The 24,968-nt window shown below is 47.3% G+C and carries 27 protein-coding genes, 1 tRNA gene and 2 pseudogenes; 8 read left to right on the top strand and 22 right to left on the bottom strand.

The window, feature by feature from the left end; all coding sequences use genetic code 11:
* Together H6F52_RS25515 and H6F52_RS22450 are read left to right on the top strand one after the other, a co-directional pair.
* Positions 1-96: pseudogene (locus tag H6F52_RS25515) on the top strand (IS5/IS1182 family transposase); the annotation flags it as partial.
* A gap of 3 nt (positions 97-99) precedes the next feature.
* Positions 100-456: an NADAR family protein gene (locus H6F52_RS22450; RefSeq protein WP_190536803.1), complete on the top strand. Its 357-nt coding sequence runs from the start codon at positions 100-102 to the stop codon at positions 454-456.
* 216 nt (positions 457-672) lie between these two features.
* Here the strand turns inward: H6F52_RS22450 and H6F52_RS22455 are convergent, their stop codons facing one another.
* From H6F52_RS22455 to murG, 13 genes are all read right to left on the bottom strand, one after another.
* Positions 673-1,434: a phycobilisome rod-core linker polypeptide gene (locus H6F52_RS22455; RefSeq protein WP_190411791.1), complete on the bottom strand. Its 762-nt coding sequence runs from the start codon at positions 1,432-1,434 to the stop codon at positions 673-675.
* 80 nt (positions 1,435-1,514) lie between these two features.
* Positions 1,515-2,261, bottom strand: a complete 747-nt coding sequence (locus H6F52_RS22460) for a phycobilisome rod-core linker polypeptide (protein ID WP_190411792.1) — start codon at positions 2,259-2,261, stop codon at positions 1,515-1,517.
* A 64-nt stretch (positions 2,262-2,325) separates the two neighbouring features.
* Positions 2,326-3,159, bottom strand: coding sequence for a phycobilisome rod-core linker polypeptide (locus H6F52_RS22465; protein ID WP_190411793.1), 834 nt, complete (start codon positions 3,157-3,159; stop codon positions 2,326-2,328).
* 72 nt (positions 3,160-3,231) lie between these two features.
* Positions 3,232-3,855, bottom strand: coding sequence for a HEAT repeat domain-containing protein (locus tag H6F52_RS22470; RefSeq protein WP_190536804.1), 624 nt, complete (start codon positions 3,853-3,855; stop codon positions 3,232-3,234).
* Positions 3,856-4,102: 247 nt separating this feature from the next.
* Complete coding sequence (locus tag H6F52_RS22475) at positions 4,103-4,975, bottom strand: HEAT repeat domain-containing protein (RefSeq protein ID WP_190536805.1); 873 nt, start codon at positions 4,973-4,975, stop codon at positions 4,103-4,105.
* 68 nt (positions 4,976-5,043) lie between these two features.
* Positions 5,044-5,421, bottom strand: coding sequence for a phycobilisome linker polypeptide (locus H6F52_RS22480; protein ID WP_242030379.1), 378 nt, complete (start codon positions 5,419-5,421; stop codon positions 5,044-5,046).
* A 65-nt stretch (positions 5,422-5,486) separates the two neighbouring features.
* Positions 5,487-6,362 (bottom strand): phycobilisome linker polypeptide, encoded by an 876-nt coding sequence (locus H6F52_RS22485; RefSeq protein WP_190411796.1) that lies wholly within the window; start codon positions 6,360-6,362, stop codon positions 5,487-5,489.
* Positions 6,363-6,494: 132 nt separating this feature from the next.
* Entirely contained in the window at positions 6,495-6,983 is a 489-nt protein-coding gene (gene cpcA / locus H6F52_RS22490; protein WP_190411797.1) for a phycocyanin subunit alpha, read from the bottom strand.
* Positions 6,984-7,075: 92 nt separating this feature from the next.
* A complete protein-coding gene (locus tag H6F52_RS22495) occupies positions 7,076-7,594 on the bottom strand; it encodes a phycocyanin subunit beta (RefSeq protein ID WP_190429926.1) in 519 nt (172 codons plus the stop codon).
* A 556-nt stretch (positions 7,595-8,150) separates the two neighbouring features.
* Positions 8,151-9,110, bottom strand: a complete 960-nt coding sequence (locus H6F52_RS22500) for an RluA family pseudouridine synthase (RefSeq protein WP_190429927.1) — start codon at positions 9,108-9,110, stop codon at positions 8,151-8,153.
* 173 nt (positions 9,111-9,283) lie between these two features.
* Positions 9,284-9,799, bottom strand: a complete 516-nt coding sequence (locus H6F52_RS22505) for a DUF29 family protein (RefSeq protein WP_190536806.1) — start codon at positions 9,797-9,799, stop codon at positions 9,284-9,286.
* A gap of 138 nt (positions 9,800-9,937) precedes the next feature.
* Entirely contained in the window at positions 9,938-10,288 is a 351-nt protein-coding gene (locus H6F52_RS22510; RefSeq protein ID WP_190536807.1) for an S-layer protein, read from the bottom strand.
* Between the two features lie 147 nt (positions 10,289-10,435).
* The gene (gene murG, locus H6F52_RS22515) at positions 10,436-11,494 is read right to left on the bottom strand and encodes an undecaprenyldiphospho-muramoylpentapeptide beta-N-acetylglucosaminyltransferase (RefSeq protein WP_190411802.1); all 1,059 of its coding nucleotides are present in this window, start codon (positions 11,492-11,494) and stop codon (positions 10,436-10,438) included.
* Positions 11,495-11,641: 147 nt separating this feature from the next.
* Between murG and H6F52_RS22520 the strand changes: the two genes are divergently transcribed.
* Positions 11,642-12,472 carry a nuclear transport factor 2 family protein gene (locus H6F52_RS22520; protein ID WP_199300685.1) on the top strand — a complete coding sequence of 277 codons (831 nt, stop codon included), beginning with the start codon at positions 11,642-11,644 and terminating at the stop codon, positions 12,470-12,472.
* Between the two features lie 178 nt (positions 12,473-12,650).
* The gene (locus H6F52_RS22525) at positions 12,651-13,424 is read left to right on the top strand and encodes an SDR family oxidoreductase (RefSeq protein WP_190536808.1); all 774 of its coding nucleotides are present in this window, start codon (positions 12,651-12,653) and stop codon (positions 13,422-13,424) included.
* Positions 13,425-13,507: 83 nt separating this feature from the next.
* Here the strand turns inward: H6F52_RS22525 and H6F52_RS22530 are convergent, their stop codons facing one another.
* The gene (locus H6F52_RS22530) at positions 13,508-14,869 is read right to left on the bottom strand and encodes an NAD(P)/FAD-dependent oxidoreductase (RefSeq protein WP_190411804.1); all 1,362 of its coding nucleotides are present in this window, start codon (positions 14,867-14,869) and stop codon (positions 13,508-13,510) included.
* 511 nt (positions 14,870-15,380) lie between these two features.
* Between H6F52_RS22530 and H6F52_RS22535 the strand changes: the two genes are divergently transcribed.
* A complete protein-coding gene (locus H6F52_RS22535) occupies positions 15,381-16,019 on the top strand; it encodes a Uma2 family endonuclease (RefSeq protein ID WP_190536809.1) in 639 nt (212 codons plus the stop codon).
* Positions 16,020-16,195: 176 nt separating this feature from the next.
* Here the strand turns inward: H6F52_RS22535 and H6F52_RS22540 are convergent, their stop codons facing one another.
* The 4 genes and pseudogenes from H6F52_RS22540 to H6F52_RS26555 all read right to left on the bottom strand — a co-directional run.
* Positions 16,196-16,786: a TetR/AcrR family transcriptional regulator gene (locus tag H6F52_RS22540; protein ID WP_190536810.1), complete on the bottom strand. Its 591-nt coding sequence runs from the start codon at positions 16,784-16,786 to the stop codon at positions 16,196-16,198.
* Between the two features lie 91 nt (positions 16,787-16,877).
* Complete coding sequence (locus tag H6F52_RS22545; RefSeq protein WP_190536811.1) at positions 16,878-17,432, bottom strand: GNAT family protein; 555 nt, start codon at positions 17,430-17,432, stop codon at positions 16,878-16,880.
* Between the two features lie 348 nt (positions 17,433-17,780).
* Complete coding sequence (locus tag H6F52_RS22550; protein ID WP_190536812.1) at positions 17,781-19,148, bottom strand: HNH endonuclease; 1,368 nt, start codon at positions 19,146-19,148, stop codon at positions 17,781-17,783.
* 65 nt (positions 19,149-19,213) lie between these two features.
* Positions 19,214-19,309, bottom strand: a pseudogene (locus H6F52_RS26555) (Uma2 family endonuclease); the annotation flags it as partial.
* A 324-nt stretch (positions 19,310-19,633) separates the two neighbouring features.
* Between H6F52_RS26555 and H6F52_RS22560 the strand changes: the two are divergent.
* A complete protein-coding gene (locus H6F52_RS22560) occupies positions 19,634-21,496 on the top strand; it encodes an aspartate kinase (protein ID WP_190536813.1) in 1,863 nt (620 codons plus the stop codon).
* A gap of 159 nt (positions 21,497-21,655) precedes the next feature.
* Here H6F52_RS22560 and H6F52_RS22565 read toward each other — a convergent pair whose 3' ends face one another.
* The 3 genes from H6F52_RS22565 to H6F52_RS22575 all read right to left on the bottom strand — a co-directional run bounded on the left by H6F52_RS22565 (position 21,656) and on the right by H6F52_RS22575 (position 23,628).
* A complete protein-coding gene (locus H6F52_RS22565) occupies positions 21,656-22,051 on the bottom strand; it encodes a phage holin family protein (RefSeq protein WP_190411809.1) in 396 nt (131 codons plus the stop codon).
* A gap of 107 nt (positions 22,052-22,158) precedes the next feature.
* On the bottom strand, positions 22,159-22,842 hold the full coding sequence (locus H6F52_RS22570; RefSeq protein WP_190411810.1) for a biopolymer transporter ExbD: 684 nt from the start codon (positions 22,840-22,842) through the stop codon (positions 22,159-22,161).
* A 102-nt stretch (positions 22,843-22,944) separates the two neighbouring features.
* Positions 22,945-23,628, bottom strand: a complete 684-nt coding sequence (locus tag H6F52_RS22575) for a MotA/TolQ/ExbB proton channel family protein (RefSeq protein ID WP_190536814.1) — start codon at positions 23,626-23,628, stop codon at positions 22,945-22,947.
* Positions 23,629-23,842: 214 nt separating this feature from the next.
* On the opposite strand from H6F52_RS22575, the gene H6F52_RS22580 reads away from it, so the two are divergent.
* Entirely contained in the window at positions 23,843-24,160 is a 318-nt protein-coding gene (locus H6F52_RS22580) for a YkvA family protein (RefSeq protein WP_190433986.1), read from the top strand.
* A gap of 148 nt (positions 24,161-24,308) precedes the next feature.
* On the opposite strand, the gene H6F52_RS22585 is transcribed toward H6F52_RS22580, so the two are convergent.
* A tRNA-His gene (locus tag H6F52_RS22585) sits at positions 24,309-24,381 on the bottom strand.
* 121 nt (positions 24,382-24,502) lie between these two features.
* Here H6F52_RS22585 and H6F52_RS22590 point away from each other — a divergent pair.
* Entirely contained in the window at positions 24,503-24,883 is a 381-nt protein-coding gene (locus H6F52_RS22590) for a DUF4359 domain-containing protein (protein WP_190411813.1), read from the top strand.
* Positions 24,884-24,968: the final 85 nt, after the last annotated feature.

A 24,968-nucleotide genomic window follows, 5' to 3' on the forward strand; every position in this document is an offset into this window, starting at 1 on the left:
TTTTCAGGACGTTATCGCAATCGCAGGCAGAGATTTGGTTTGCGCTTAAACCTAATTGCTGGCTTGCTGAACTACGAACTGGCACATGCCTCCTGATTCATGCAGGAGGTCTATTATTTTCAAGCGCAAAAGTTTGTTGGAACGCCTCACGCTGACCAAATTCGCCAGGTAAAGACACCGAAGGATGCGGCGAGAATGGGACGAGAGCGATCGCGTCCCCTGCGTCCCGATTGGGAACAGGTAAAAGATGACATTATGCGAAAAGCCGTGCTACGCAAATTTGAAACTCATGCCGACATTCGCGAAGAATTACTTTCTACAGGCGATGAGTTAATTGTTGAAAATGCACCTGGTGATTATTATTGGGGTTGCGGTGCTGATGGTAGTGGCAAGAATATGTTGGGGCAAATTTTAGTAGAAGTGCGAGAGATACTACGCCTTAGCAACCAGCAATAACAGAAAGAATCGGCTCAAGCTAGAGCAGAGCAATTAGCAGAAAGATGGCGCTCAATGGAAATATGCACCCAAAAAGTTTGTGGCTCTGATTCCCCCTCACTCTAACGACTAGATGTCTTTATAGGACATTATCTAGCTGTATTGAGAGCAGGAATCAGAGCCACAGTTTAGTTTTATCAGAAGTGCAAGCAGTCTAGGAAACTAGCCCATTACCTCTTAGCGGTTGCCACGCACGGGCACTCGGCTGAGGTAATCAATGTCAAACGCAGAGACCCGTTGTGGGTAGTTGCGCTTGGTACTGAGCGACGCCGCAACCTCGCGGAACCGGCGGGGATCGCCTTCGGGAAGTTGCCGTTCCTGGTTCTTACGGCTGTAGAACTTCTCCACAGTGAAGCGCCAATCGGTCTTGACTGTGCCAGCACTTTCGCGGAAGTCTTCGCCATAGCGAGGCGTCACCAGGTTAAAAGGACGCTGTTCCATCCGCTTGCGCTGGTAGGGTACGGTGAAGTCCCCAAAGTTGTCGGTATATTCTTCGCTGTTCACCAAGGCATCAACAAAACCGCTGAAGCCCAAAGTGGCAATTTTAATCGACCAAGCGATTTCTTCGGCTTTGTTGTAAGGCTCCCGACCTAAAAAACGCTTGAGACAAATGTTTACAAGGCGATAGTTGTTATTGACCGAGACAACCACACGGTAAAATGCCTCTGACTTCGCCAGACCAGCAATAAATTCCCTTACTGTAATCGTCGCATTTTTCAGCTGAGATTCTAGGGTAATCTGACGGTTGAATCTGAGGATTTCATGCTCGCTGAAGACTTGGCGATAAGCCGCCCAAATCAGCTGCTCCATTTCTATCGGTGAATTGGCATCTTCCACGCGATAGATGTATGGGGTATCTTCGTTAAGATCCGCTTTTCCAAAGCTCTTAACTCGTTGGTTTTGGGTGGTTGGTTTGTATTCAAGTAATGGCAGTGCCATTTAAAAATCTCCCTTATAAAGTGGTTGAGACTTCCTATTTTCCAGCATCGGGGTATCCTCTGGTCGATGGAATCCCCGTGCTACCGGAGAGGAAAACTTACTTGCGAGTTAATCGAGACTCGTGTCTCTTGCGCTGTATTATCCCGTGTCATGTCGGGAATTTTGATGTTAGCCGTGTTAACGGTAACAGTATTGGTGACAGCTTTCGGGTTGATTGCCCGTGCCATATCCAAGAAGTTTTGCACATTGCCCCATTTGTAGCGTGCACTTTCTTCCTTATCGCGCCAGTAATCGGCGTAGCTAGGCGTCACCAAGTTAAAGGGTCGATCTTTGTAGCGACGACGCTGATAAGGCACCGTACTGTCGCCAAAGTTAGACTGATACTCCTCACTATCGACTAGGGCATCAATGAAGCCGCTCAGTCCCTTAGTGGCAATCTTAATTGACCAGGCGATTTCTTCGTCTTTGTTGTAGGGTGCCCTGCCCAAGATCCGTTTGAGGCAAACTTCGACGACTCGATAGTTGGAGTTTTTCTCAACAACCAAGCGGTAAAATCCCTCAGTCTTCGCCAAACCTCGGATGAAGTCGCGCACAGTAATGGCACGGTTCTTCACTTGAGATTCTAGGTCAACCTGACGAAAAGAATTGAGGATTTCGTGTTCGCTGAAAACCTGACGGTAGGCTGCCCAGATTAATTCTTCGAGATCGCTATTGTCAATGCAGTTTTCAAGGCGATAACTCCGGGGAGTATCTTCGTTTGGCACTTCGTAACCCGATACTCGCTGGTTCTGCGAACTGGGTTTGTATGAAAGCAAAGGGATGGACATAGGTAAATTGTTAGTTCCTATCTTGTTGGATTGCTAATTGCCATGAACCATGAACAATTAGCCTTTAGGCTTTGGGCGTTGGATAAAGGTAGCGGTAAGGAAGGGCTACGTCGGTGCGACCTACAGCAGGTTGCAAGTTGGCAGCTTTGCTCCTCGTGTCGGGAATCTCCATGTTTTTAATTTGAGAGAGTACCCGATCTCTGGTGCGCTGGTAGTTGACTTCGCTAGGGGCAATACTCCGAGCCATTTCCAAGAAGTTGTTTGGAATTGCTTGACGAACCGAGGTTTTACCCGCGGCGTTTTGACCCCCCACTTGGAAGTAACTCCGAGTATCTAGACCCATCATGCGACCGCGCCAGTAATCACTGTACCGGGGGTTGACCAAGTTAAAGGGTCGCTCGTTAAACCGGCGGCGCTGATAAGGTACAATCTCATCGCCGAAGTTCTGGCGGTATTCTTCGCTATCAACAACGGCATCGATAAAGCCATGCAATCCCTTGGAAGCAATTACAATTGACCAAGCAATTTGCTCGTCTTTGCCATAGGTAGCGCGTCCCAGAAACCGCTTGAAAGTGATGTCAACTAAGCGGTAGTTGGAGTTCGTGTCTGCCACCAACTGCCGATAAACATCGGACTTGCCCAATCCTCGAATAAACTCGCGCACCGATATGGCTCGATTCCGCAGTTGAGATTCTAGAAAAGGTTGGCGGTAGCTTTCTAAAATTAAATGTTCGCTGATGATTTGCCGGTAGGCAGCCCAGATCAAGTCATTAATTGCCGTGTCTGAGGTTGCATCTGTCAATCGATAAATCTGTGCGTCGTCCTCATCAGGTACTTCGTACCCTTCTACACGCTGATTCTGCGTGGTTGGTGTAATTTCAAGAAGTGGAATTGGCATATTTTTTGTTGTTAGTTGTTAGTTGTTAGCTGTTAGTGATGAGTCCATGAATAAAAGACGAATGAGCCTTTGCTAAGGACTCATCACTAATGACTGGTGAGCCAGCTGAACTCTGGCACGAACTGCTGGGTCATTATCTAAAGCCATTTCCGCTAATCGCTTTTGGATGGACGGGCGGACTTCCAACTGAGTGGAGAGTGCTTGCAAGCCGACGACAGCGGCGTAGCGAATCGCCCAGTCCTGGTCTTGAGAAATGAGCAGCAGGGTTTCCAATGCCCTAGCGATCGCGCTTTGAATCTGTTGGGCATTCAACGTGTTCCACCGGAGGTTTCCCAGCCCTTTCGCAGCAGCGCGGCGAACGCTGGGCGCGAAGTCGGTGACTGCTGCCTCTACTAAGATGTCTAAAGCGCGGGGGTCGGCGATTCCGGCTAGGGCACGAATCGCATAAGCCCTGGCACCGTAGTCATAGGCGTCCAGTTTTTCCAGCAAGGGTTGTACGGCGATTTCCCCTAACTGAATCAGCCCTTCTACTGCTGCTACTGCCGCTCCTGGGTTGTTATAACCTAAGACGGCGATCAGGGTAGGAATCCCAACTTCTAGACGGGCGGCAGCTAAGGCTCGGACTGACGCCACCAAACGTCCGGGGGAATCTGCCTGTTCAATGGCACGAATCAGTTCTTGGGGCGAATCAGTCATTAGTCCATCATCGGCGCTCGGTGGTCAATGGCGAATTGCGAATTGTCAATTGCCATTTGTTAAGTAGCTGAGCATAAATAAACGAAGCAGTAGGGTGGGAACTGCCACCCGTGCCGTGTAATGGGTGGGCAGTGCCCACCCTACCTATAGGCTACGTGCTGTTTAAGTTATGTCTAGCTACTTACTGATTGCTAGTTGTTAATTGCCATTTGCTACTTGCGATTAGCCATTAGAAAACGACAATTGACTATAACAAAGCATCCATCAGGGTCATCACCCTGATGGCGTCAGCAGATAGCGAATTCGGTTCATCTGGGTGTACAGACGCGCTCGCTCGCGCCTGTACGTGTTCCAGCAGCCCTTTGAGGGCAATGAGTTTGAAGCTATTTTCGGTGGCAGCACTGGCGATCGCTTCCGCTGCTGGCAGATAACCAATCGCACCCAAGTCTGATAATACGATGCGGCGCAGTTGCAGATCGCTGCCTTCCAATGCTTGAACCAAGCGTTCCCCATAAACGGAATCTTCCGTTAACTGGTACATTGCCCGCGCTGCTGCATATTGCACCCGCGCGACAGGATGCTCCAGAAACGGTTGAATCTGAGCAGTTGCTTCCGCCGCTTGAAGTGCTCCTAAGGCTTCCAGCACTGCTTCATAGGGTTGTGTCAGATGGGGTCGCCCTGGTACTGGCAGAGCGGCTGCCACACCCCCTTCTAGCAGTTGCATCAGTTCCGGAATGCAGGTGCGATCGCCTAGCATTCCCAAAGACTGAGCTGCGGCTTCTCGAACATAGAAGTCGGAGCAGCGCAAACAACGAATCAGCCCTGGAACGGCTCGGCGATCGCTTAGTTTCCCTAGCGCTCGTGCGGCATTGCGACGGAGGGGGTATCCACCTAGCTCTGTCCGATCCGATTCATCCTCCAAAGCTGTAATCAGAGCTTCTACAGCAGCAGACTCGCGCACGCGGAATTTACCCAGCCACCAGGCAGCATAGTAGCGGAGACTTAAATCTTCATGGCGGAGATTGGCAATTGCCTGCTCCACCGTTAGCGGTTCGCTACCCGGTGGATTTCCGGACGGTGAGTCTGATTCAGAATATCGATCGGGATTAGGCGATCGCATCGTAGGAGTGCAATGACTTGGCTTTTACGAACATGGCTGAATGGGCTTTCTGGGTAAGCTGAATCGGCTTAGCGCTTGCCTTCAGCGTCATGATTTTGATGGGCTGTTGTCGCTTGGCTTTTAGCTTCGCTGTCTCCATCCAGAGTTAAAGGCTGAATGTTGACGATTCTGCCACCCATGCGGTTAATCCGCTGCATTTCTTCATTCATGCGGCTGTAGGGCACTGTGATATAGAAACTGCCACTACGGCGAATGGGATAGCTGAGTTTGTCAGATTCGTAAGTCTGACGTAAACCTTCGACTTCGTAGCGAAATACCCGATTGGCAGCGTCACCCAAAGTACCGCTCCCAAGTGCAGTTTGTCCAAACATCGTTGAAATAGCTCCTGTAATTGGGTTGAAAACAGTTGAGGGGGTGATGACATGAAACTTGATAGTTGGTGTCATCACCATTGTCAAAAAAGACTCATTCAAAAAAGACTAAGTGCGATGACACTTAGAATCTGCTCACCTTAAGCGGGTGTAACGCTGACAATTTTGCCGCCCTGTTTCGTAATTTGCTGTAGTTTTTGGGACAGCTGCTCGTAGGGCACTAGGAAGGCGTTGCTACTGCGACGGACTTTCGGGTAGCCTGGGCTGAGAATTCCAGACACTTCAATGCGATAAACCCGTCCGCTTTGTTCCTTAGTACCGCCGAGGGCTTTTCTGGGGGCCGCGTCTTGAGGAATCGCTGCCGATCTCCAGGACGAAGAACTGCCAGAGGGTTGGAAAATTGTAGAAGCCTCATTTCGGCTCAATTCGCCCATCAGTCGGGGAGTTTTTCCTCCAACTTGGGAGCGATCGCTATTCGCATAACCCCGATACAGGCGGAACATACGAGTAAAGCCGGTCGTTCTCACTCCCGGCTCTACCATAAATCCACGATAATAAGGGACAACGTTGTTTCCGAAGTTGGCTTCATACTCAACGCTGTCGATGTAGGAATCGATTTCTGCGTCGTACCCCTGTTCCTCATAGATATTGAGGTGGGAGTTTATCTCATCCTCTGCGTAAGGTGCCCGCCCTAGCAAATGCTTGTAGTTGAGTTCGATCAAGCGGGTATTGGAATTGCGAAAGAAAAACTTGTTTTTGTATAGATCTGACTTAGCGATCGCGCGGACAAAATCTCTTACCGTTATATTTCCTTGCCGAAGCTGCGATTCAGCATAGGTTAGGCGTTCCGACTTCATGATGTAATCGTTGCCTAGTACCTGACGGTAAACCGCGCGGATTACCGCTTGCAGATCGTCCTCTGTCCAGTCAGGCCGCAGTTCCACCCGTGTTTCATCAAATGCAGAAAGACCTAGGCGGCCTGCTGCTGCTAAATTCGACGCCACTAAACCGGCCATTCTTGCTCTCCCAACGCAACAACTTTTTAAGATTTTTATACTCAAATTGAGAAAAACAATGCCCGGAAAAATTAGCAACTGCTAGCAAGCACGCCAACACTCGCTGATTCTTCCGGGCACCGCACCTGAATACTAGCTCAGGGCGTTAATGGCGTAGTCGATGTAGGTGTTGGCTTCGTTAGCAGCTTGACCAGTCAGACCATGATTGGCCTTGATGTTCTTGAGGGCTTCTACGTACCAGCTGTTGGACAGCTCGAATGTGCGGTTGATTTCATCCAAACCGGCAATCAGGTACTCGTCCATTGGACCTGTACCACCAGCAACTAGACAGTAGGTAACCATCCGCAGATAGTGACCGATGTCACGGGCACACTTGGATTTACCACGAGAGTCAGAAGCATACTGAGGCCCCTGCATCTGGGTGGTGTATGGGAACTTTTGGTACACGGCTTGAGCAGCACCATCAATCAGTTGCTGAGCCTTTTGGGTCAATGCACGGGCAGCTTCCATGCTGGCAGCGGCACGCTCAAAGCGACCGTTAACAGCAGTCAGTTCGGTGTTGCCTAAGAAACGACCTTGGGTATCGGCTGCGCCGATGGCTTCAGTAATCGGGGTCTTCATTGTTGAGGTATCTCCCTAAAAGTGTTTGCAAAGTTTTCGACTAAACAACGCGAATGTTCGCGTCTATCCAACAGCAAGCTTGCTAGTTGTTCTTAAGCAACAGCAGATGAGGCACGATCGAAGTAGCTAGCTACTTCAGACATCAGTTGGCTACAGTCGCCCTTGGTGATGCCAGTGGGGTCATTAGCGATTTTGACCGCAGCTTCTTTCATCTTTTGGACGCCAGCAGCAACAGAACCACCAGGAACGCCTAGAGCTTGGTAGGTTTCGCGTAGACCGTTCAAGCAGCGATCGTCCAACACGCTAGAATCACCAGCAATTGTGGCATAGGTAACGTAGCGCAGGATGATTTCCATGTCGCGGAGGCAAGCTGCCATACGACGGTTGGTGTATGCGTTTCCACCTGGTTGAATCAGTTGAGGCTGCTCTTCAAACAAAGCACGAGCGGCGTTGGCAACAATGCTGGAAGCATTGCTGGTGATGCGGTTAACGGTATCCAAACGCTTGCTGCCATCCTTGACAACATTGGTCAGGGCATCGAGCTGCTCGGTGCTCAAGAATTCACCGCGGGCATCAGCCTGAGAAACAACCTTGGCGAATGCATCTAACATGAACTCAATCTCCTACTACTGATTTGGATGAGTGTGGTTTTTTAAAACGTCGATATTTGTCAAGCAGAGCTACTTCAATCTATTGAATCAGCTCTTGGATTGGTCAAGCCCAGACATAAGTCCAACACGCTTTTTAAGTCGCTCTCCCATCCCTTCTGTTACTTTACCTGCAACAAATTGGTTTTCACAGAAATATGAGAAAAGTCCGTGCTTTTATGAGAGATTTGCAACCTTGATAAATCCGTGTCTTGTTTAACTTTTGTCTGTTATTGATCCCTCCGGTTATTTTTATACAACGCCTTCGCAGCTTTGTTTTTTAAGATTTATTAAGCAATCTCAAGAGCCATGAATAAAAGCTCAAATCCTTACCCTTCCAAGGGTCTTGGATTTTATTTCCCACATACTTCGTTACAATTCTCCAAGTATTTATACTCAAAAAAGCCAAGGTTTTTGTTTTTATGGTTTTTTAATATTTGTTTAAAAAGTTTCTCGGCAAGGGTTAGGGGTTTTTTGGAACTAAATGTAATTATGTAGTTTTATGTAAATATATAAAGCCTTATCGGTCTATCGATTGTGGATTAGTGGCAGCAATTCGTCTTCGCAGCACATCGAGAAGCTTTACAAATGCTGAGGGTAGGGGTGCGATCGCTTCTATCAACTCCCCGGTTACTGGATGCTGCAACCGGAGCCGCCAAGCATGGAGCGCTTGACCGGGAAGATTGACGCCGACAGAGTGACCAGAACTGTAAACGGGATCTCCCACAATTGGATAACCGATGTAGGCACTGTGAACGCGAATTTGGTGGGTGCGACCTGTTTCGAGTTGGAAAAGCATCAACGTGTGGTTTCCCAGGCGTTCCTGCACCCGCCAGTGAGTCATCGCCGCTCGTCCCCCCTTCTCTACAGGTACAACAGCCATTTTTTTGCGATCGCCTGAATGACGACCGATAGGCTGGTCAATCGTGCCGCCCTCAGCGCGGGGAGAACCGTAGACGACGCCCAAATATTCCCGGCGTGCGGTTTTAGCTTTTAGTTGAGCTTGCAAGTGTTGGTGGGCTTGGTCGGTTTTAGCAACAACCATTGCCCCTGTCGTATCCTTGTCAAGACGATGGACAATTCCCGGACGTTGCACCCCGCCAATTTCCGCGAGAGGACAGTGGGCCAAAAGAGCGTTGACGAGAGTGCCTGCTTCGTGTCCTGCGGCTGGATGAACGACTAAACCCGCCGGTTTGTTGATGATAATTAGGGAATCATCTTCATAAAGAACATCTAAAGGGATTTCTTCTGGTTGCAGGTCTAGCGATCGCACTTCTGGAATCGTTAAAGATAGGCGATCGCCCATTTGCATGGTTGCTTTCTTGGACGTGCAGACGGTGCCGTTCAGTAGCACGTTGCCGTCTTCAATTAGTTTCTGGATGCGTGAACGGGATAAATCTGGTAGTTGTTGGGAAAGATAGCGGTCAATGCGACTGCCTGTTTCTTGAACTTCGAGAGAGATTGAATGGGGGGAATTCACGAATTCACTGTTTAAGTTGGAAACGAACCGCAGAGGACGCAGAGGACGCGGAGGAAGAGAAACAGGAACAAAGATTAGTGAGGGCGGCGCGATCGCATTTTGGTACGAGTGGGAAGACTTGTTTCTTAAGAGTAGCAGTGTAATTACTGCATCCTAGCCGAAACAAATTTACTTTATTTTCCTAATTTCCACTCTTCCGCGCCTGGTAATTTACTCAATTCCTCACTAATAATGTCGCGCAATGCCTTGGCTGAATTGGAATAGGTCAAGCTTAGAAGTTTATTTGCTGCGACACTTATCTCCGTTCTGCTTACCATATCTTGTAGTTGAAATGGGGTATAATTCCCATTTAAAACTTCCACACTTGCCGCGAATATAGCATCTTCAAAAGAATTTTCCAGGTAAGATTCCCATTCATCCTGGTTAATATAGAAGGAAGTTTTATTTTCTTTAATATTTAAAGCTTGAATTTTTAGAAGCGAATCTCGAATAGAAACTGCCCAAGAATTAGTTAAACGCTGCTCAATTTTATTCTTTATCAAGTGAACTAGCATTCTACTGAGAAAGCTCTCAATATTCTGCAAAATAGCTTTTTTACTCATCCCTTCCAAATCATCCACCAGGGACAAAGCATCTTCGTATCTTCCTTCCAGAATGGAAGCTTTTAAGTCGGTGAGTTCTTGAGTCATTGTCAACTGACCTCACTTTTACATCGCAAAATTATGTGGTACGCGGGTATAGACTAGGCTATTGACTATCAGAAGGATGCGATCGCTCTCGGCACTTTTCTGAGAGCGATCGCATCCTTACTTATACACAAAATCCTCCTAAGTTCGAGGAACTTTCACTCTAGTTTTAGGCAGATTGCTGCTTTGTTGAGGAATCTGTTGTTGCAGAAATGGTTTAACCCTCTCAGGTGAACTTGACCCTCGATAAGCGCCACAATAATACATACTTAGAACCGCTTTGAATGCCCAGTGATTCGACGGCACATCTGAGAAAGGATTGGGTAAAGTATCGGCTTGGTCTTGGGCGCAGGCTTCCAAAACTGGATCTGAAGTCGGTTGCGCTGGAGATGAGGGCGTTGTTGGGCTGAGTGGTTCGGGATCTTGCGCTTTAGCGGGAGCCACAAAGCCAATAGTGGCAAGGAGTATAGCTGTTGCGATTTTGAGTTTCATGGTTTGCGAGGAACAACTGTACGGGCAACTTTCTCTTAAAGTTGCCCCTCCTCAAAACTAACAATTACTGGCGTTACATTGGCGGTTCCAATTTGTGGATAAACCCTAATTTCTCATCCAAAGGCTTTGTGACTGAAAGCCTTTTAGCTACAGCGTTCGGCGCACCAGATCGGCTAAACGTTCGGCACTGTCAGGAACTGCTAGCGTAGCAGCCTTTTGAGCCATTTGTTGTAGCTGTTCGGGCGACTGCAATAAATTCAATACCTTACTTTCTAGTAACTGAGGCGTCAGCTCTGACTGCCGGAATACCAAACCAGCGCCTGCTGAGTTAAAAATTGCCCCATTGTAGACTTGATGATCTTCAGCGGCGAAGGGATAGGGAATAAGAATCGCTGGGGTTTGCGTAACCGCAAGTTCGGTTAATGTCCCAGCGCCAGCGCGGCTAATTGCCAGGTTCGTCCGTTGCAAAAGTGCCGCCATATTGTCATAAAACGGCATGGAAAGATACTGAGGATGCTGGAAACTTTGGGCATCAGGGTCATTATCCCCCGTCAGATGGACAATCCAGGCACCGGCATTCAACCACGCTGGGGCGCACTCGCGGACGATTTGATTGACGGCAACAGCGCCCTGAGAGCCACCGACGACCGCTATTAAGGGCACGTCTTCAGGAATCGGTAACTCCAGCTTTTGGGGGGCACGAAACTGGGCGCGAACCGGGGTGCCAGTGTAGGCGGTTCCAGCGCGGGGTAGGTAATGCGCTCCATATTCAAACCCCAGTGCCACGCTATTACACCACGGACTCAACCAGCGAGTCACTTTGCCGGGGAGGGCATTGGATTCGTGCATAATCACGGGGATTCCAATGGAGCGCGCGGCAATAATCGCTGGTGCAGCAATGTAACCCCCTGTGCTGAATACACCCTGAAAATTCTTGTCTTTAAGTAGCTGGCGTACCTGCCGGATGGAACCCGTCAGTCGCAGCAGAATGCCCAATGTCCCCAGTCCAAACCCTTGTTGAAACCCTTCCACCTCAATAGTGTTGAGGGGATATTGAGCCGGAACTAACTGGGTTTCCAGGCGGTTCGGTACACCCAGCCACTCAATTTCATAGTCTGGCAGTTTCTCGGCTAGCGCGATCGCGGGAAATAAATGTCCCCCAGTACCACTCGCTGCAATTAACAATCGTTTCGGTTCATTTGCCAAAGTTTCTATCTCCTACTGGCTGTCCTGGCTCGGATAAGATTAAAAATCAGTTATAAATTAGCCAATAGAGCATCCAGGATTTCTACTCTTTAGCACGTCTGTTGCTCAACACGGTTTTCTTTATCCAATTATTCAAACACGTCTGTGATGCGTAACCAGATAACTCCGTCTGTCAGCTTGTTCCAGTCTCTCATCAAGCAAAAGTCGAAAATTTTTGCCTTGATAATTTTTACGCTTTCCCTGCTTCATCCAAACACTGTTCGGGCAGCGAGTCCAGAAACAGCACCCGCCGAGCTAAAAAATTCTCTCACGCAAATTGATGCAGCTGCCAATCGTCAGGATGTCAATACGGTGATGCAGTTCTATAGCCAGAATTTTACCCATTCTGATGGCTTAAATCGTCAGAGCCTGCAACAGACTTTAACTCAACTCTGGAAGCGCTACCCAAACCTGAATTATCGTACAGAACTCAAATCTTGGGAAAAGGAAGGCGATGCGCTTGTTGTGGAGACGGTGACTCAGATTACTGGCACCCAGCGAATGGATGGCAAAAATATGAAGTTTGAGTCCGCCTTGCGATCGCGTCAGCGCTTTCAAGGTCAAAAAATTGTCCAGCAGGAGATTCTGGGAGAACGCACTCAGACGACCGCAGGCGTAAAGCCTCCCACGGTGGACATGAAGTTACCAGAAGAGGTTCGCATTGGTCAATCCTATAGCCTTGATGCAGTCGTCCAAGAACCCCTAGGCGACGATTTGATGTTGGGAGCAGCAGTGGAAGAACCCGTGCGGGGCGATCGCTTTGCCAAACCCGCGCCGGTGGATCTGGAGTTACTGTCATCAGGTGGAATTTTTAAGGTAGGTCGCGCTCCTCTGACAAAAGGGAATTATTGGGTATCAACGGTTGTAATCCGCGAACAAGGCATGACAACCGTTACTCAGCGTCTGCGGGTTGTAGACGGCGGTCGCCCTTCTAAATAGTTTTGAGTTTTGAGTTTTGAGTTTTTAATTAAATTAAAAATTCAGAACTCAATCTTCAGAATTTATAGCAATTTTGTTTGATTTGCAAACAATATTTTTACAGACTACAAAGAACGCGAATAAAAAAAAATAGGATTTTACGAATCACTTAGATTGCTATAGACTTTAGTTAAAGCAAATGATTTCTATCAAAGACAAAATTGTTGTAATTACTGGTGCGAGTAGTGGAATTGGTGCTGCCTGTGCCAAGATGTTTGCCCAAGCGGGTGCCCAACTGATCTTAGTGGCTCGACGCCAAGAGCGGTTGCAGAAACTCGCAGATGAACTCAGCAAAGAATTTTCTTGCCAGTTGCATCTGTTAGCAGTAGATGTACGCGATCGCGCTTCTGTTGAATCCGCCTTTTCTTCTCTCCCAGAGGCTTGGTCTGAGGTCGATATCTTAATTAACAATGCTGGTCTTAGCCGGGGGTTAAATAAACTCCACGAAGGCAGCATTCAAGACTGGGAAGAAATGATCGATACCAATATTAAAGGCTTACTTTATTGCACCCGCTATTTAGTGCCAGGAATGGTAAAGCGGGGTAAAGGCCATGTGGTGAATCTTGGCTCGATTGCCGGTCATCAAACCTATCCTGGTGGCAATGTCTACTGTGCTTCTAAAGCCGCTGTGAAATCTATTTCCGAAGGTTTAAAGCAAGACCTCCTAGGAACACCTGTGCGAGTGACTTCTGTAGATCCTGGACTAGTAGAAACGGAATTTAGTCAAGTGCGATTTCATGGAGATAGCGATCGCGCTCAAAAAGTTTACCAAGGTTTAACCCCTCTAACCCCAGAAGATATTGCGGATGTAATATTTTTCTGTGTCACCAGACCAGCTCACGTTAATATCAGCGAACTACTTTTAGTCCCCACCGATCAAGCCACTGCTACCCAAGTTCACCGACGAAATTAATTTCGTCTTTTTAAACACAAAGGTTCCCAAAGAGCTATCTTTCCTCGGCGAACCTTTGCGTAAACCTTCGCGTACCTTTGCGTTTAAACTTCCACCGTTTCTTTACTCTTCAGTGGCACGTAATAATCGCCGTTAGCGTCAACTCCTACCTTCCCAATTACCTCGTCGCCGGTAATCAATCTTGCCCCACGTTTGCGAGTCCAATAATTCCAACCCCACTGGAGCATGACGATGAGTTTATTATCAAACTCAATTAAGAAGTAAATGTGAACAAATACCCAGGTGAGCCAAGCGAGCAAACCGGAAAACTTCACATAACCCAAATCGACTACCGCAGCATTCCGCCCGATAACAGCCATACTGCCTCGGTCAATATATTGGAAAGGTGCCATACTGTAACCGGCAATCCGCTGTCTGATCAGGTTAGCAACATATTCCCCTTCTTGCATCGCCACGGGTGCAACACCTGGTAGTGGTTTCTCATTTTGATGAGAAAAACTTGCCAAGTCACCGACCACAAAGATATTAGGATGTCCTGCTATACTCAGGTCGGATTCAACGATAACCCGCCCCACCCGGTCAATTGCAGCGCCGGTGCGTTCTGCCAGAACTTTTCCCATTGGTGAAGCTTTGATTCCAGCTGCCCATAAGGTTGTTCTCGCTGGAATTTGTTCGATTTTATCGCCTTGTTTTGTGGTGATAATATTCTCTGCAATATTCGTCACCAGCGTCTTTGTCTGCACAGTGACACCTAAGCGCTGAAGAGAGGCTTCTGCTTTTGCAGATAACTCTGGTGTGTAGGGAGGTAGGATGCGATCCATCCCTTCCAGTAACAAAATTTTGGCTTCAGAAGTGTCAATGTTGCGGAAATCTCGCTTTAGGGTGCTGTAAGCGAGTTCTGCGATCGCTCCCGCTAATTCTACCCCCGTCGGCCCTCCGCCGATGATCGCAAACGTCAACCAGGCACGCCGTTTTTCGGGATCGGTTTCCTTTTCTGCCGCTTCAAACGCCATAAAAATGCGACGCCGCATTTCCAGCGCATCTTCAACGGTTTTCAATCCTGGCGCTACAGTTGCCCATTGGTCATTGCCAAAGTAAAAATGGCTCACACCTGTAGCAACGATTAACGTGTCGTAGATCAGTTCTTCGCCAGCGAGGATGACTTTTCGCTGTTGTGGATCGATATCCTTTACCTCTCCCATCAGCACTTTAGTATTTTTGCTCTCGCTGAGTACCGCACGCAGAGGAGATGAAATATCTGCTGGGGATAGCGTTCCGGTAGCGACTTGATAAAGGAGTGGCTGAAACAAATGAAAGTTACGTTTATCGACCAGTGTCACATGGACAGGTGCGCCGCTCAATGCCTTGGCAGCATAAAGTCCGCCAAAGCCGCCACCGACAATCACAACATGGTGAGGAGACTGATTTTCCACTGCTACTACCATAAAATTGACATCCTTTGTTTTATGTTGCCCGTGGCTACGGTTGAACTAACATTTCTTTACCAACTGGCAAGGCTTCCGTTACAGATGTTCATATTAGCCTAGTGTGCCAGGGTTAAAACAGGCGTAGCGACGGCTACAGGTAGATTGTTGTGCCTGGAAAGTCTGCCATAAGAGGTATTCAGCACACGTTTAAGCCGATGTTTGGGAATGGCGCGATCGCGAAGCGCTGACTTGTCAGTTCGCAATGAGGATGAAAAAAGACGCGATCGCCCTTTTGACTTGCCTTGTTACTCTAAACTCGAATATTCACATTGCCTAAATTACCGATTCATTGCTTCCAAAGGGTTTTCCAAAAATTTCTCCTCATCAATTTTTATGAGTTTAGGAAAGGATTAATCAGCCTTCTGATCGGGCACTCTATGCTTTTTTAAGGCAGAACTTTTTTGTTGCGCTGCGACACGATGGTTAGGTGCGATACAAGGATTACAGTGGAGATGGAGGTATAAGTCCAATGTTTGCAGTTATCACACCAGAGAAAATCCAGTTACCCGCAGGCGCAGTGGTGCGGCTACCCGGTAGTTGGCAGGACTATCAAGCACTAACTGAACAACTAGGCGATCGCTCAATACCGCGCATTAAGTATCGACCCGGAGAGATTCTGTTAATGTCACCGCTACCCCGACACGGACGCGAAGCCCACGTTATTGCAATGGTCGTAATAGCTCTCCTAGACCATTTAGGGCGGGACTACGAAGCGTTTACCCCAATCACAATGGAACTGCCAGAGATTAGCGGCATTGAACCGGACTACTGCTTCTATATCGATAATTGGGCAGCAGTTGCAGGCAAAGACCGCATCAATTGGGAAATAGAGCCATCGCCCGATTTGGTAATTGAGATAGATGTAACCAGCTACACGGATGTAAATGACTACCTGCCCTATCGAGTGCCGGAAGTTTGGTTGTATAAAAAGAACCAACTTAAGATTTACCAATTGCAGAGCGATCGCTACACGATTGTAACCAGTAGCCGTTTTTTTCCCAATATTAATGCTTTAGCATTCATCACCGAGTGTTTCCGAATTGCCTCCGAGCGCAATACCAGCGTTGCGATTCGGGAGTTACGACAAAAATTAGTAAGTGAGAATTAAATCCGAAAAATACAGAAGATGATAGTGCGATCGCAATCGGGAATCGCTGGTGAACAGAGTTGTTAAAGTTAGTGGCTCTTGTGATAAATCTATGGTTGGCGTCGTAAAGATACCAAGCAAGTCGAGCAACTTCTAGAAAAGCTTAACCGATGCAGAACACCTGCCTCAATGCGATTTTAGGCAGTATTACCTTTGAGACAAAGCTCCAAAGCACGACGGATATATGCTTGAAATGTCTCATCAGTTGGCTGAAAGACCATCGCATATAACATTGCTCCGCTCATCAGGTCGAAGACTAAATCGGGTTCTATATCTGTGTGAATTTCATTTCTAGCCTTAGCACGTTCCAGCACGACTCCAAAGGCTTGCCGTCGCGGTTGTAGGTATTTTTTCCAGTAGACCTGGGCAAAAGTCGGACTGCTAGACGCTGTACTAATAATTAGGGCAACAGTTTGACGACCTAAGGGGCTGAGTACCATTTTCCCTGCATTCTCAATGAGGATATCAATATCTCCCCAGAGGCTGCCTGTGTCTAGTATCAATATTTCCTCTCTGAGGCTTTCAATCGCGTCTGCAGCCAGTTCTTCTTTAGAACTGTACCGCCGATAAATGGTAGTTTTGCCCACTTTAGCGCGTGCAGCGATCGCTTCGATGCTCATAGCTTGATATCCCATTTCTGCTAGCAGCTCAAGAGTTGCTTGTAGAATCGCTTGATGAGATTTTTCGCTACGTGGGCGTCCAGGCGGGCTTTTGATAGGTTTACTCATAAACTCATCTTCGCCCAAACAACGTTCATCAAGGGCAATTTGCTGCAAGCGTTCTCAAAGAATTGTCAATGGGGAGTTGCGTTAGATGCAATCAGTCTTGTTTCTTAATATGCTCCCACTCCTCCCGCAATATTCCCATGCACAGCGTATCAATATAGCTGCCGTTATACCACTCGTGACCCCGGAGGCGACCTTCTTCCACAAATCCACAGGATTGATAACAGCGAATCGCGCGTTCATTCCTTGAGTTTGTCCTTAACCAAACTCGATGTAGATTCCAGTATCGAAACGCATAATTCAGCAGCAATGCGATCGCTTCACGACCGTAGCCACGTCCCCAATATTCCTTATCCCCAATTGCAATGCCTAATTCGCAGACACGCGCCACCCCCTGAAATATATCAAAACCAACCAAGCCGCACTGCCCAATGAACTTGCCATCTGCCTCGATCGCAAACCAGGTGCCATCTCGTCCACCTTTGGCGGCATTTTGATCAAACTCTGCTTGCAGTCGTTCCAGGGATTGGGGTATCGGTGGATCGCCTCCACCTGCCAATTCAACGGCTAAATCATTGTTAAACTCGCACAGTTTCGGTAGATCGTCTCGCCGTATACCCCGTAGCGTTACTCGTTCTCCCTTCAACATCGCTGATTGTCCTTGATTTTATGTCTGTACTCATCCATATCAAGTTTGTCAGGAGGCGGTAATGATTCATACAAAAGAAGAAAACAAGTTGGGAGTTGGAATAGCCTGGTGAATTTTAAAAGCTGTGGCTCTGTCTAAAATGTCCTGCTACCCTAAGGCAGCTCCTCTTGACACTCCCTATTGCAATTACGATACTTAATCGTATCGATATTAATCCGAGCCTTTTGCTGTGGAGCCAAGAGGAAACAATGACAACGACCAAACAAGCGCGATCGCGAGTTGGGGCTAAAAGAACTGTTGGATTTTCTAAAATTGGGATAACTATTTCTAAGTTGCGATAGCCCTTTCCTAGGGCGTATTTAAGTTGCAATCTTTCATAACATGGTCAAGCGCTTTTACCATCAGATCAGTAATATCCAAATCTGTACAAGTCCTACCTATATACTGATTTACTAAACTTGAAAAGCCATATTCAAAAAGCTTGGTACGTGCCCTATCTGGATCTATAGGCACTCCTAAAATTTTGCTTAAATTCGAGATAAATTCCAGAAACAAGTTCACATACTCTTCTATCGCTGTTTCATTGATTCGAGGAGGCTTTTCGTTAACTGCTTTGATTCCTTCAATTAAACGAGCTGTAATAGCGTCAATTGGATAATAAAGTGTCACAAGAACTCTAAGCTCATTGTAAAAGAACTGCTCCATTTTAGGGAGAGATGCAAAATATTGCACGCCTAATAATGGTAGAGAGAATTGCTTTGAGTCAAATTCAGCAAACAGTGCTTGAGGAGGTTTTTTAGAACCATGTGTATCTTCAGCAACATATAAGATCGCATCTGGCCCAGAATAGTTTTGAGCAATGACAACTGTCCTCTTGACTCGATGAAGGATAGTCAACACACCAATGACCATCTTCAGATGAGAACACCAATAAACCTCTACTGAGTTATGGTGAACACCTAACCCCAATTTGCTTGCCGCATGTTCAGCTATAGAGAAAAGTTGCTCGACATTGACTGCAAAAAACCTCCAATCACCTTGATCATATCGTGCAAATTGTTGAGCAGGTTTAGTCAAATCACTAGAAACCCACTCTGGTAAATAAAATTTGAGGCACTTGAGGATTGTATGAGCCGATGAACGATACTGCTCCCGAAGATTTAGCCTAGAAGAAAATTGCTGAGGCCTAGCATCTAGCGCATATGGAGTTGCCTGCTTAATTAATTCCTTGAAATATTTCTGTTCTTCTGCTGATGGTAATCTTCCTAGCCAAGTAGCCATACCGCCTTCTTCTATCCAATGTTTGGCTTGACTCCTAGAGTTAAAGACGAGGTGTGGATTAACCGTCCCATCAGACTGGATTTCATCTTCAATGATTGCTTGCTTAAGTTTAAGCATTCCTCCTTTTTCTAAAAAATAATCTCCTTTTAAGATAATTTTTGGTACATCTTTATGACGTTCTCCTTTAAATGACCAAGCATTCATTACAGCCTCAATATAAACAGAAAAAGCCGGGTCTGTTTGTGTTGAGAAGCTAATATTACACTCGTTACAAATCAAGTCTCCTGTTTTGTGTGAGCCGCCCCAAGATGAATTAAAAATATGTTCTTTTGCTGTGGCTGGTAGAGAATTCCCACAGTAGAAGCAAGTTTTCAATTCTGATACCCGTATGGGCAATTTTTCAAAGCGAGTAAACATTAAATTTACTTTAATCACTACCAAATTTTTACCATACTACATAAGTAAGACAATCAGCAGGAACTGGTGTCTGGTTAATTGAGAATGAGAGTTTGTAGTTCATTGTCTACAGAAGTATCGTCAGAGTCAGGCAATTCTGCACTAGACGGCAGATTATGCAGCAGGTTGCCGTCTAACATAGTGACTTTCTGTGGCATTTACTGTATGGATCTTACCTTTGTCAGGGAGGAGGAAGCGATCGCATCATCCTTGAAAATCCGCAAGCCCTTCACCCTATCTCCACACTCCCCGCGATAGATGTTTGACGATAATCAATCAACACAATCTAAAGTCAGCCTGTTTTGTCCCAGCAAGTCTGATAATTTAATTAGGTTAAATTAAGATGCCTTGCCGTGTCAGCCTGTCGCACCTTTGGTGTGCTTACGAGCTTGGGCAGGCTTGGTTTGTGTAGCCACAGGCTAAAGCCTGTGGGTATATCCCTAGGCAGGATTGGTGAGAGAATTATGGCGTTAATTGTCCAGAAATACGGTGGCACTTCAGTTGGTTCGGTGGAACGCATTCAGGCAGTCGCTCAGCGGGTTTTAAAAACAGCCCAGATGGGCAACTCGCTGGTTGTCGTAGTTTCGGCAATGGGGAAGACGACTGATGGATTGGTGAAATTAGCCAACCAAATCTCTACAAATCCCTCTCGTCGGGAAATGGATATGCTGCTCTCTACTGGCGAGCAAGTCTCAATCGCCTTGCTGAGTATGGCATTGCAGGAATTGGGACAGCCAGCGGTTTCTCTCACTGGCGCACAGGTTGGAATTGTTACCGAAGCCGAACACACCCGCGCCCGGATTCTGCATATCCAGACACATCGGGTGGAACGTCACTTAGACGCGGGTAAGGTGGTTGTGGTGGCGGGTTTCCAAGGCATCACTAGTACCGAAGAGTTGGAAATTACCACCTTGGGGCGCGGCGGTTCCGATACTTCGGCGGTAGCACTAGCGGCAGCTTTACGAGCAAGCTGTTGCGAAATCTACACCGATGTGCCAGGAATTTTTACGACCGATCCCCGGTTAGTGCCAGAAGCCCAGCTGATGGAGGAGATTACCTCCGATGAAATGCTTGAGTTAGCCAGCTTAGGGGCAAAGGTGCTGCATCCTCGCGCTGTGGAAATTGCCCGGAATTATGGCGTAGAGTTGGTGGTGCGTTCTAGCTGGACGGACGATCCGGGGACTAGGGTGATTTCTCCAATGCCTAAGCCGCGATCGCTCCAAGATTTAGAAATTGCCCGTCCTGTCGATGGGGTAGAATTTGATACCGACCAAGGGAAAATTGCGCTGTTGCGGGTGCCAGATCGTCCAGGCGTGGCGGCGCGGCTATTTGGTGAAATTGCCCATCAAGCCTTAGATATCGACTTAATTATCCAGTCGATTCACGAAGGCAATACCAACGATATTGCATTTACAGTTAGCAAAAACGTTATCAATCGGGCAGAAGCTGTAGCCGCAGCGATCGCGCCCGCCCTCCGCAGCTCAAACAACCCAGAAGACGGAGAAGCCGAGGTGATGGTAGACAGGCAAATTGCCAAAGTCTCGATCGCGGGTGCGGGAATGATTGGGCGTCCGGGTGTAGCAGCGCAGATGTTCGCTACGCTTTCTAGTGCTGGGATCAATATTCAGATGATTTCCACCTCGGAAGTGAAAGTTAGTTGCGTCATTGATGCGGATGATTGCGATCGCGCGATCGCTCTTTTGTGCCAAACCTTCGAGGTCAACCATTCCCCACTCCACCAAAACAGAATTGTAGAAAGTAGTGTAGAACAACAGGGCAAAATTTCTCAGTCCTCAGCCCTGAGTCCTCAGCACTCCGCTCCCCCCGTGCGCGGTGTTGCCCTTGATTTCAATCAAGCGCGTCTCGCCATTCGTCATATCCCCGATCGTCCAGGGATGGCAGCTCAAGTGTTTGGACTCTTAGCCGAGAAAAATATCAGCGTGGATATGATTATCCAATCCCAACGCTGTCGCGTGGTGAATGGGATCGGGACCCGCGATATTGCCTTCACCGTCGCCCAAGCAGATGCAGCAGAAGCGAAAGCAGCACTCGAAAAACTCGCACCATCCTTAGGCTGCGGTGAAGTTTTAGTGGATACAGCGATCGCTAAAGTAAGTATCGTCGGTTCCGGTATGGTCGGGCAACCCGGTGTCGCCGCCCAAATGTTTGAAGCGCTTTCCCAACACCAAATCAATATTCAGATGATTACAACTTCTGAAATAAAAATCAGCTGCGTCGTAGCAGAAAATCAGGGCGTCACCGCCTTACAAGCCATCCACGCCGCTTTTGGACTTGCCGGTAGCCAAAAAATTCAAGTTCCCGCTTAAAGTTCTTGCAACTTTTTCATCGCTCCCTGGAAAAAGGGAGCGATGAGGGATCTCCAGCCGAAAAACTGACCAGCAAAAAGCCCGGTTTCTATCAGAAACCGGGCTTTTAAAGTTATTGGTTAGTTTACGCTAATTGATGCCTACCCTTCGATCGACTCTTTACGCAATTGCTGTTGGCTGACCAATCACGACACTGGTAATAAAGCTGCTGACAGCGGCGAGAGCGATCGCACCGATGACCGCACTCCAAATCCCTTTTTCCAAACGAAAGCCTGTAATCAATCTCGCGGCTATTGTCAGTGCAATGACATTGAGGACAAAAGAGAATAAACCCAAAGTCAAAAGCTTTGCAAAAAATCCGTAGATGCCAAATGTTAGCGTATTCGGCAAGGTAAAAAATACAAAGCTAATCGCTGCATTTAAAATCCCAAAAACGGCTGCCGAAATATAACCAATTCCTGGGTTATCAATCTCAACTCCGAGTGGCAGCTTGCTAATAATTAACAAACTGGCGGCTGTTACCAACCAGGTAATCAGCACATCAATTAAATCCATATTTATAAACCTCCTATCCAGAAGTTGAGGCGTGAAAAAATCTTTTGATTATCCCTACCTTAAACAAACAATCGCGCCTCGACCTCTGTAAATTGACAGAATTGTCCCTACCTCTTGGGAGCAGAATCAGTCCCTTGGGGAGCCGGAACAGTCGGTGTCACGGGTACAGTACCGGGAATCGTAGTACCGGGAATCGTGGGATTAATCTCTGGTTGTCCCGGAGCCACCGGCAATTGCGGCTGACCCAGATTGTATGGATTGGCTGATGGACTGGGTGGCGCATAAGGATTATAAGGTTGGATAGGAGCGTTGCCGGAATAGGGCGCTAAACCGGGACTAGGAGCCGTAGGAACCTGCGTATTAGAGCCAGCCGCCGCATCACCGGAACCGGGTAGAGTCGCTAAAGACACGCGATCGCCTCCAACATCTCGCAGCAAATCCAAAACCTGGATGACATCGTTGTAACTTGCAGTCCGAGAAGCGTACAGCACCATCAATCCATTTGGATTTGTCGAGCGGTAATTCTGCAAAGATTGAGTCAGCTGATCTTTTGAATTAATCTGCTGTTGCTCCACGTAAATTTGACCAAAATCATCCAAGCTCACCATCAACATCTCTCGCATCTGCGGAGTGCCGCTACTAGCTTTGGGCAAATCCACGCTGATTGCTTGCTGACGAGTGAGTTGCAAAGCTGCCAACAGAAAGAACGTCAGGATACAGAAGATGACATCAATCAGGGGAATAATCTCAATTCGGGCGTCATCACCCGGAGTATCCAAGTTAATCTTCATAAGTTTAAACAACAGGGGAATTTAAAAAGTCATGAGTCCTTAGTCCCTAATTCTTCGCTCCTGACTAATAACCCATGACGAATGACCAATCACGAATGGCTTCTAGGGTTCAGCCGTATCTGAAGTTTCTACTCTCGCCTTCATCGGATGACGATCAATACCAAGTTTGGGCCATTCCTGTCGGTACATTAACTCCAGCTCATTTCCCGCTTTACGGAAAATTTTGACTTGGTTAAACAAAAAACCTTGAAACAGCCGATAGAAGACAAGGCTGGTAATTGCTACTATCAGCCCAGCCGCCGTACTGATCAGAGATTCGCTAATCCCTAAAGTCACTCCAGCGGTTGAAGACGTTCCGAGATCGCCAAGGCGAATACCACTCAGGGATCTGATCAATCCCAACACGGTTCCCAACAATCCTAGTAGAGGCCCGAGGGCAATCACTGCTTCTAAAATTTTGTCGCCTTGGCGCATCGAAGCTAATTCCTCGTCTGCGGCTGCCTCCAGTGCAAGCCTAAACAATTCTGGATCGGCGTTAGAGAGTCGTAAGGGAGCATACAGATAACGCCCTATCGGCTGTTTTCTAGATTGGTGAGCAATCTCAGTGGCAACTTCCCAGTTGCGAGTTGCTGCTTCCAGCACGCGATTTACAGTTTCTCTTTCTTTGGTCAAGATTCTTGCCCAAAACCACAAGCGCTCAAAAATAGTGCCCAAAGACAGCAGCGATAAAGCTAGCAGAGGCCACATTACAGGCCCACCCTTCTCAATCAGTTCTGGAAAAGTCACGGTCGATTCTTTCCTCCTACACTCCCCAAGCTTTTAATTTTCTTTAACAACTTGAAGCCATTCCAATTTTAGACAAGCATTGTCATTCAGACTGAACTAAAGGGCGAGGTTCTCCCGCTATTGTCGAATCTTCTAGTCAAACTTCGGGTGGATATCCACACCTACATAATGCTGGTAGATTTGTCAATATTAAAAATAGCTAGAGGATTCAATAATGAATAATTTTTCAATCCAATCAATTTACAACTGGTATCGCAACTCGATCCGTAATCCCAAGTATCGTTGGTGGGTGATTCTAGGGTCATTACTTTATCTTTTCAGCCCGATTGATATTGCCCCGGATTTCATACCCATCATCGGATGGATTGACGATGGTGTGATTCTGACGCTCCTGGTTGCTGAAGTTTCCCAAATGCTATCTCAGCGCCTCAAGTCTCGTGACGAGCAAGCGGTCTCTGAAGCGGATGTTGCAGGTGTTGGGTCAACTTCCAATTCAGACACGGTTGATGTAAAGGCTGTTCCCCTCAAGTAGTGTGCGTCACAACAATAATATTAATAACCCCTCCCAGTGTTGCAGCCATATTCCGCAGGCTTCTGGAGAGGGGTCTTTGTTTGTAGTAGTCGCACCCAAAAGTAATGACTTTTGAGAGACGGATGATCTACGTCTATACAAGAGCCAGGGCGAACGAGGGGACTTGAACCCCCGAGTGGTGGAACCACAATCCACTGCCTTAACCACTTGGCTACGCTCGCCATTTCAGATTTTTAATATAGCATTGTGCTTGCCAGTTGATCCAGTCTTTCGTCAGTTAACCTGGAACTCAGACGGCGATCGCCGTAGTCAAAGGCTACAAAAGAATGGTTTTAATATCCCATGAAGGGTTTACAGGTTATTACAACGATTGCGGGAGTCGCTTTGGCTGGACTGGGTGTAGCGATGGCGCTGACGAATCCCACTCAGGAGGAGTACGAAGAATTTGCCTTACAGCAACTAACGGTGTACATAAAAGACAATGTTTGTGAAAAGGCTCCAGAAAACTTTGAGAATTTTTTGAAGCGTCAATGTATGTTATTAGTTGAGACGGGCAGCCCGCAGGTGAAGCGGCTGATTGCTGAAACGACAGAGCGGCAAAATTTTATCTTTTTTAGCATTTATCGCACCGATTTGTCGGTTAGTTCGTTCCTGCCTTCTTATCATTTTGAGTCGGTAGGAGCTTTCGACAATGTCTATATTTATCAAGCAGAGAAGCAATAATCTTGTTAGCAAAGAATTATTGTTTCAAGCTGCGCGATCGCTTCTAAAGTGCTGAGAAACGGGTAAAGCCGCCAGTTAACCACAC

The organism is Coleofasciculus sp. FACHB-542, from assembly GCF_014695825.1.
Lineage (GTDB): Bacteria > Cyanobacteriota > Cyanobacteriia > Cyanobacteriales > FACHB-T130 > FACHB-T130.

Excerpts from the sequence above, each read along its gene's own strand:
- H6F52_RS22545 (WP_190536811.1), bottom strand. The coding sequence starts at position 17,432 with ATGTTGAAGGGAGAACGAGTAACGCTACGGGGTATACGGCGAGACGAT.
- H6F52_RS22480 (WP_242030379.1), bottom strand. The coding sequence starts at position 5,421 with ATGACACCAACTATCAAGTTTCATGTCATCACCCCCTCAACTGTTTTC.
- H6F52_RS22465 (WP_190411793.1), bottom strand. The coding sequence starts at position 3,159 with ATGCCAATTCCACTTCTTGAAATTACACCAACCACGCAGAATCAGCGT.
- H6F52_RS22530 (WP_190411804.1), bottom strand. The coding sequence starts at position 14,869 with ATGGTAGTAGCAGTGGAAAATCAGTCTCCTCACCATGTTGTGATTGTC.
- cpcA (WP_190411797.1), bottom strand. The coding sequence starts at position 6,983 with ATGAAGACCCCGATTACTGAAGCCATCGGCGCAGCCGATACCCAAGGT.
- H6F52_RS22495 (WP_190429926.1), bottom strand. The coding sequence starts at position 7,594 with ATGTTAGATGCATTCGCCAAGGTTGTTTCTCAGGCTGATGCCCGCGGT.
- H6F52_RS22540 (WP_190536810.1), bottom strand. The coding sequence starts at position 16,786 with ATGAGTAAACCTATCAAAAGCCCGCCTGGACGCCCACGTAGCGAAAAA.
- H6F52_RS22565 (WP_190411809.1), bottom strand. The coding sequence starts at position 22,051 with ATGGATTTAATTGATGTGCTGATTACCTGGTTGGTAACAGCCGCCAGT.
- H6F52_RS22505 (WP_190536806.1), bottom strand. The coding sequence starts at position 9,799 with ATGACTCAAGAACTCACCGACTTAAAAGCTTCCATTCTGGAAGGAAGA.
- H6F52_RS22525 (WP_190536808.1), top strand. The coding sequence starts at position 12,651 with ATGATTTCTATCAAAGACAAAATTGTTGTAATTACTGGTGCGAGTAGT.
- H6F52_RS22510 (WP_190536807.1), bottom strand. The coding sequence starts at position 10,288 with ATGAAACTCAAAATCGCAACAGCTATACTCCTTGCCACTATTGGCTTT.
- H6F52_RS22520 (WP_199300685.1), top strand. The coding sequence starts at position 11,642 with ATGCGTAACCAGATAACTCCGTCTGTCAGCTTGTTCCAGTCTCTCATC.
- H6F52_RS22580 (WP_190433986.1), top strand. The coding sequence starts at position 23,843 with ATGAATAATTTTTCAATCCAATCAATTTACAACTGGTATCGCAACTCG.
- H6F52_RS22450 (WP_190536803.1), top strand. The coding sequence starts at position 100 with ATGCAGGAGGTCTATTATTTTCAAGCGCAAAAGTTTGTTGGAACGCCT.
- H6F52_RS22590 (WP_190411813.1), top strand. The coding sequence starts at position 24,503 with ATGAAGGGTTTACAGGTTATTACAACGATTGCGGGAGTCGCTTTGGCT.
- H6F52_RS22470 (WP_190536804.1), bottom strand. The coding sequence starts at position 3,855 with ATGACTGATTCGCCCCAAGAACTGATTCGTGCCATTGAACAGGCAGAT.
- H6F52_RS22475 (WP_190536805.1), bottom strand. The coding sequence starts at position 4,975 with ATGCGATCGCCTAATCCCGATCGATATTCTGAATCAGACTCACCGTCC.
- H6F52_RS22535 (WP_190536809.1), top strand. The coding sequence starts at position 15,381 with ATGTTTGCAGTTATCACACCAGAGAAAATCCAGTTACCCGCAGGCGCA.
- H6F52_RS22455 (WP_190411791.1), bottom strand. The coding sequence starts at position 1,434 with ATGGCACTGCCATTACTTGAATACAAACCAACCACCCAAAACCAACGA.
- H6F52_RS22485 (WP_190411796.1), bottom strand. The coding sequence starts at position 6,362 with ATGGCCGGTTTAGTGGCGTCGAATTTAGCAGCAGCAGGCCGCCTAGGT.
- H6F52_RS22570 (WP_190411810.1), bottom strand. The coding sequence starts at position 22,842 with ATGAAGATTAACTTGGATACTCCGGGTGATGACGCCCGAATTGAGATT.
- H6F52_RS22460 (WP_190411792.1), bottom strand. The coding sequence starts at position 2,261 with ATGTCCATCCCTTTGCTTTCATACAAACCCAGTTCGCAGAACCAGCGA.
- H6F52_RS22560 (WP_190536813.1), top strand. The coding sequence starts at position 19,634 with ATGGCGTTAATTGTCCAGAAATACGGTGGCACTTCAGTTGGTTCGGTG.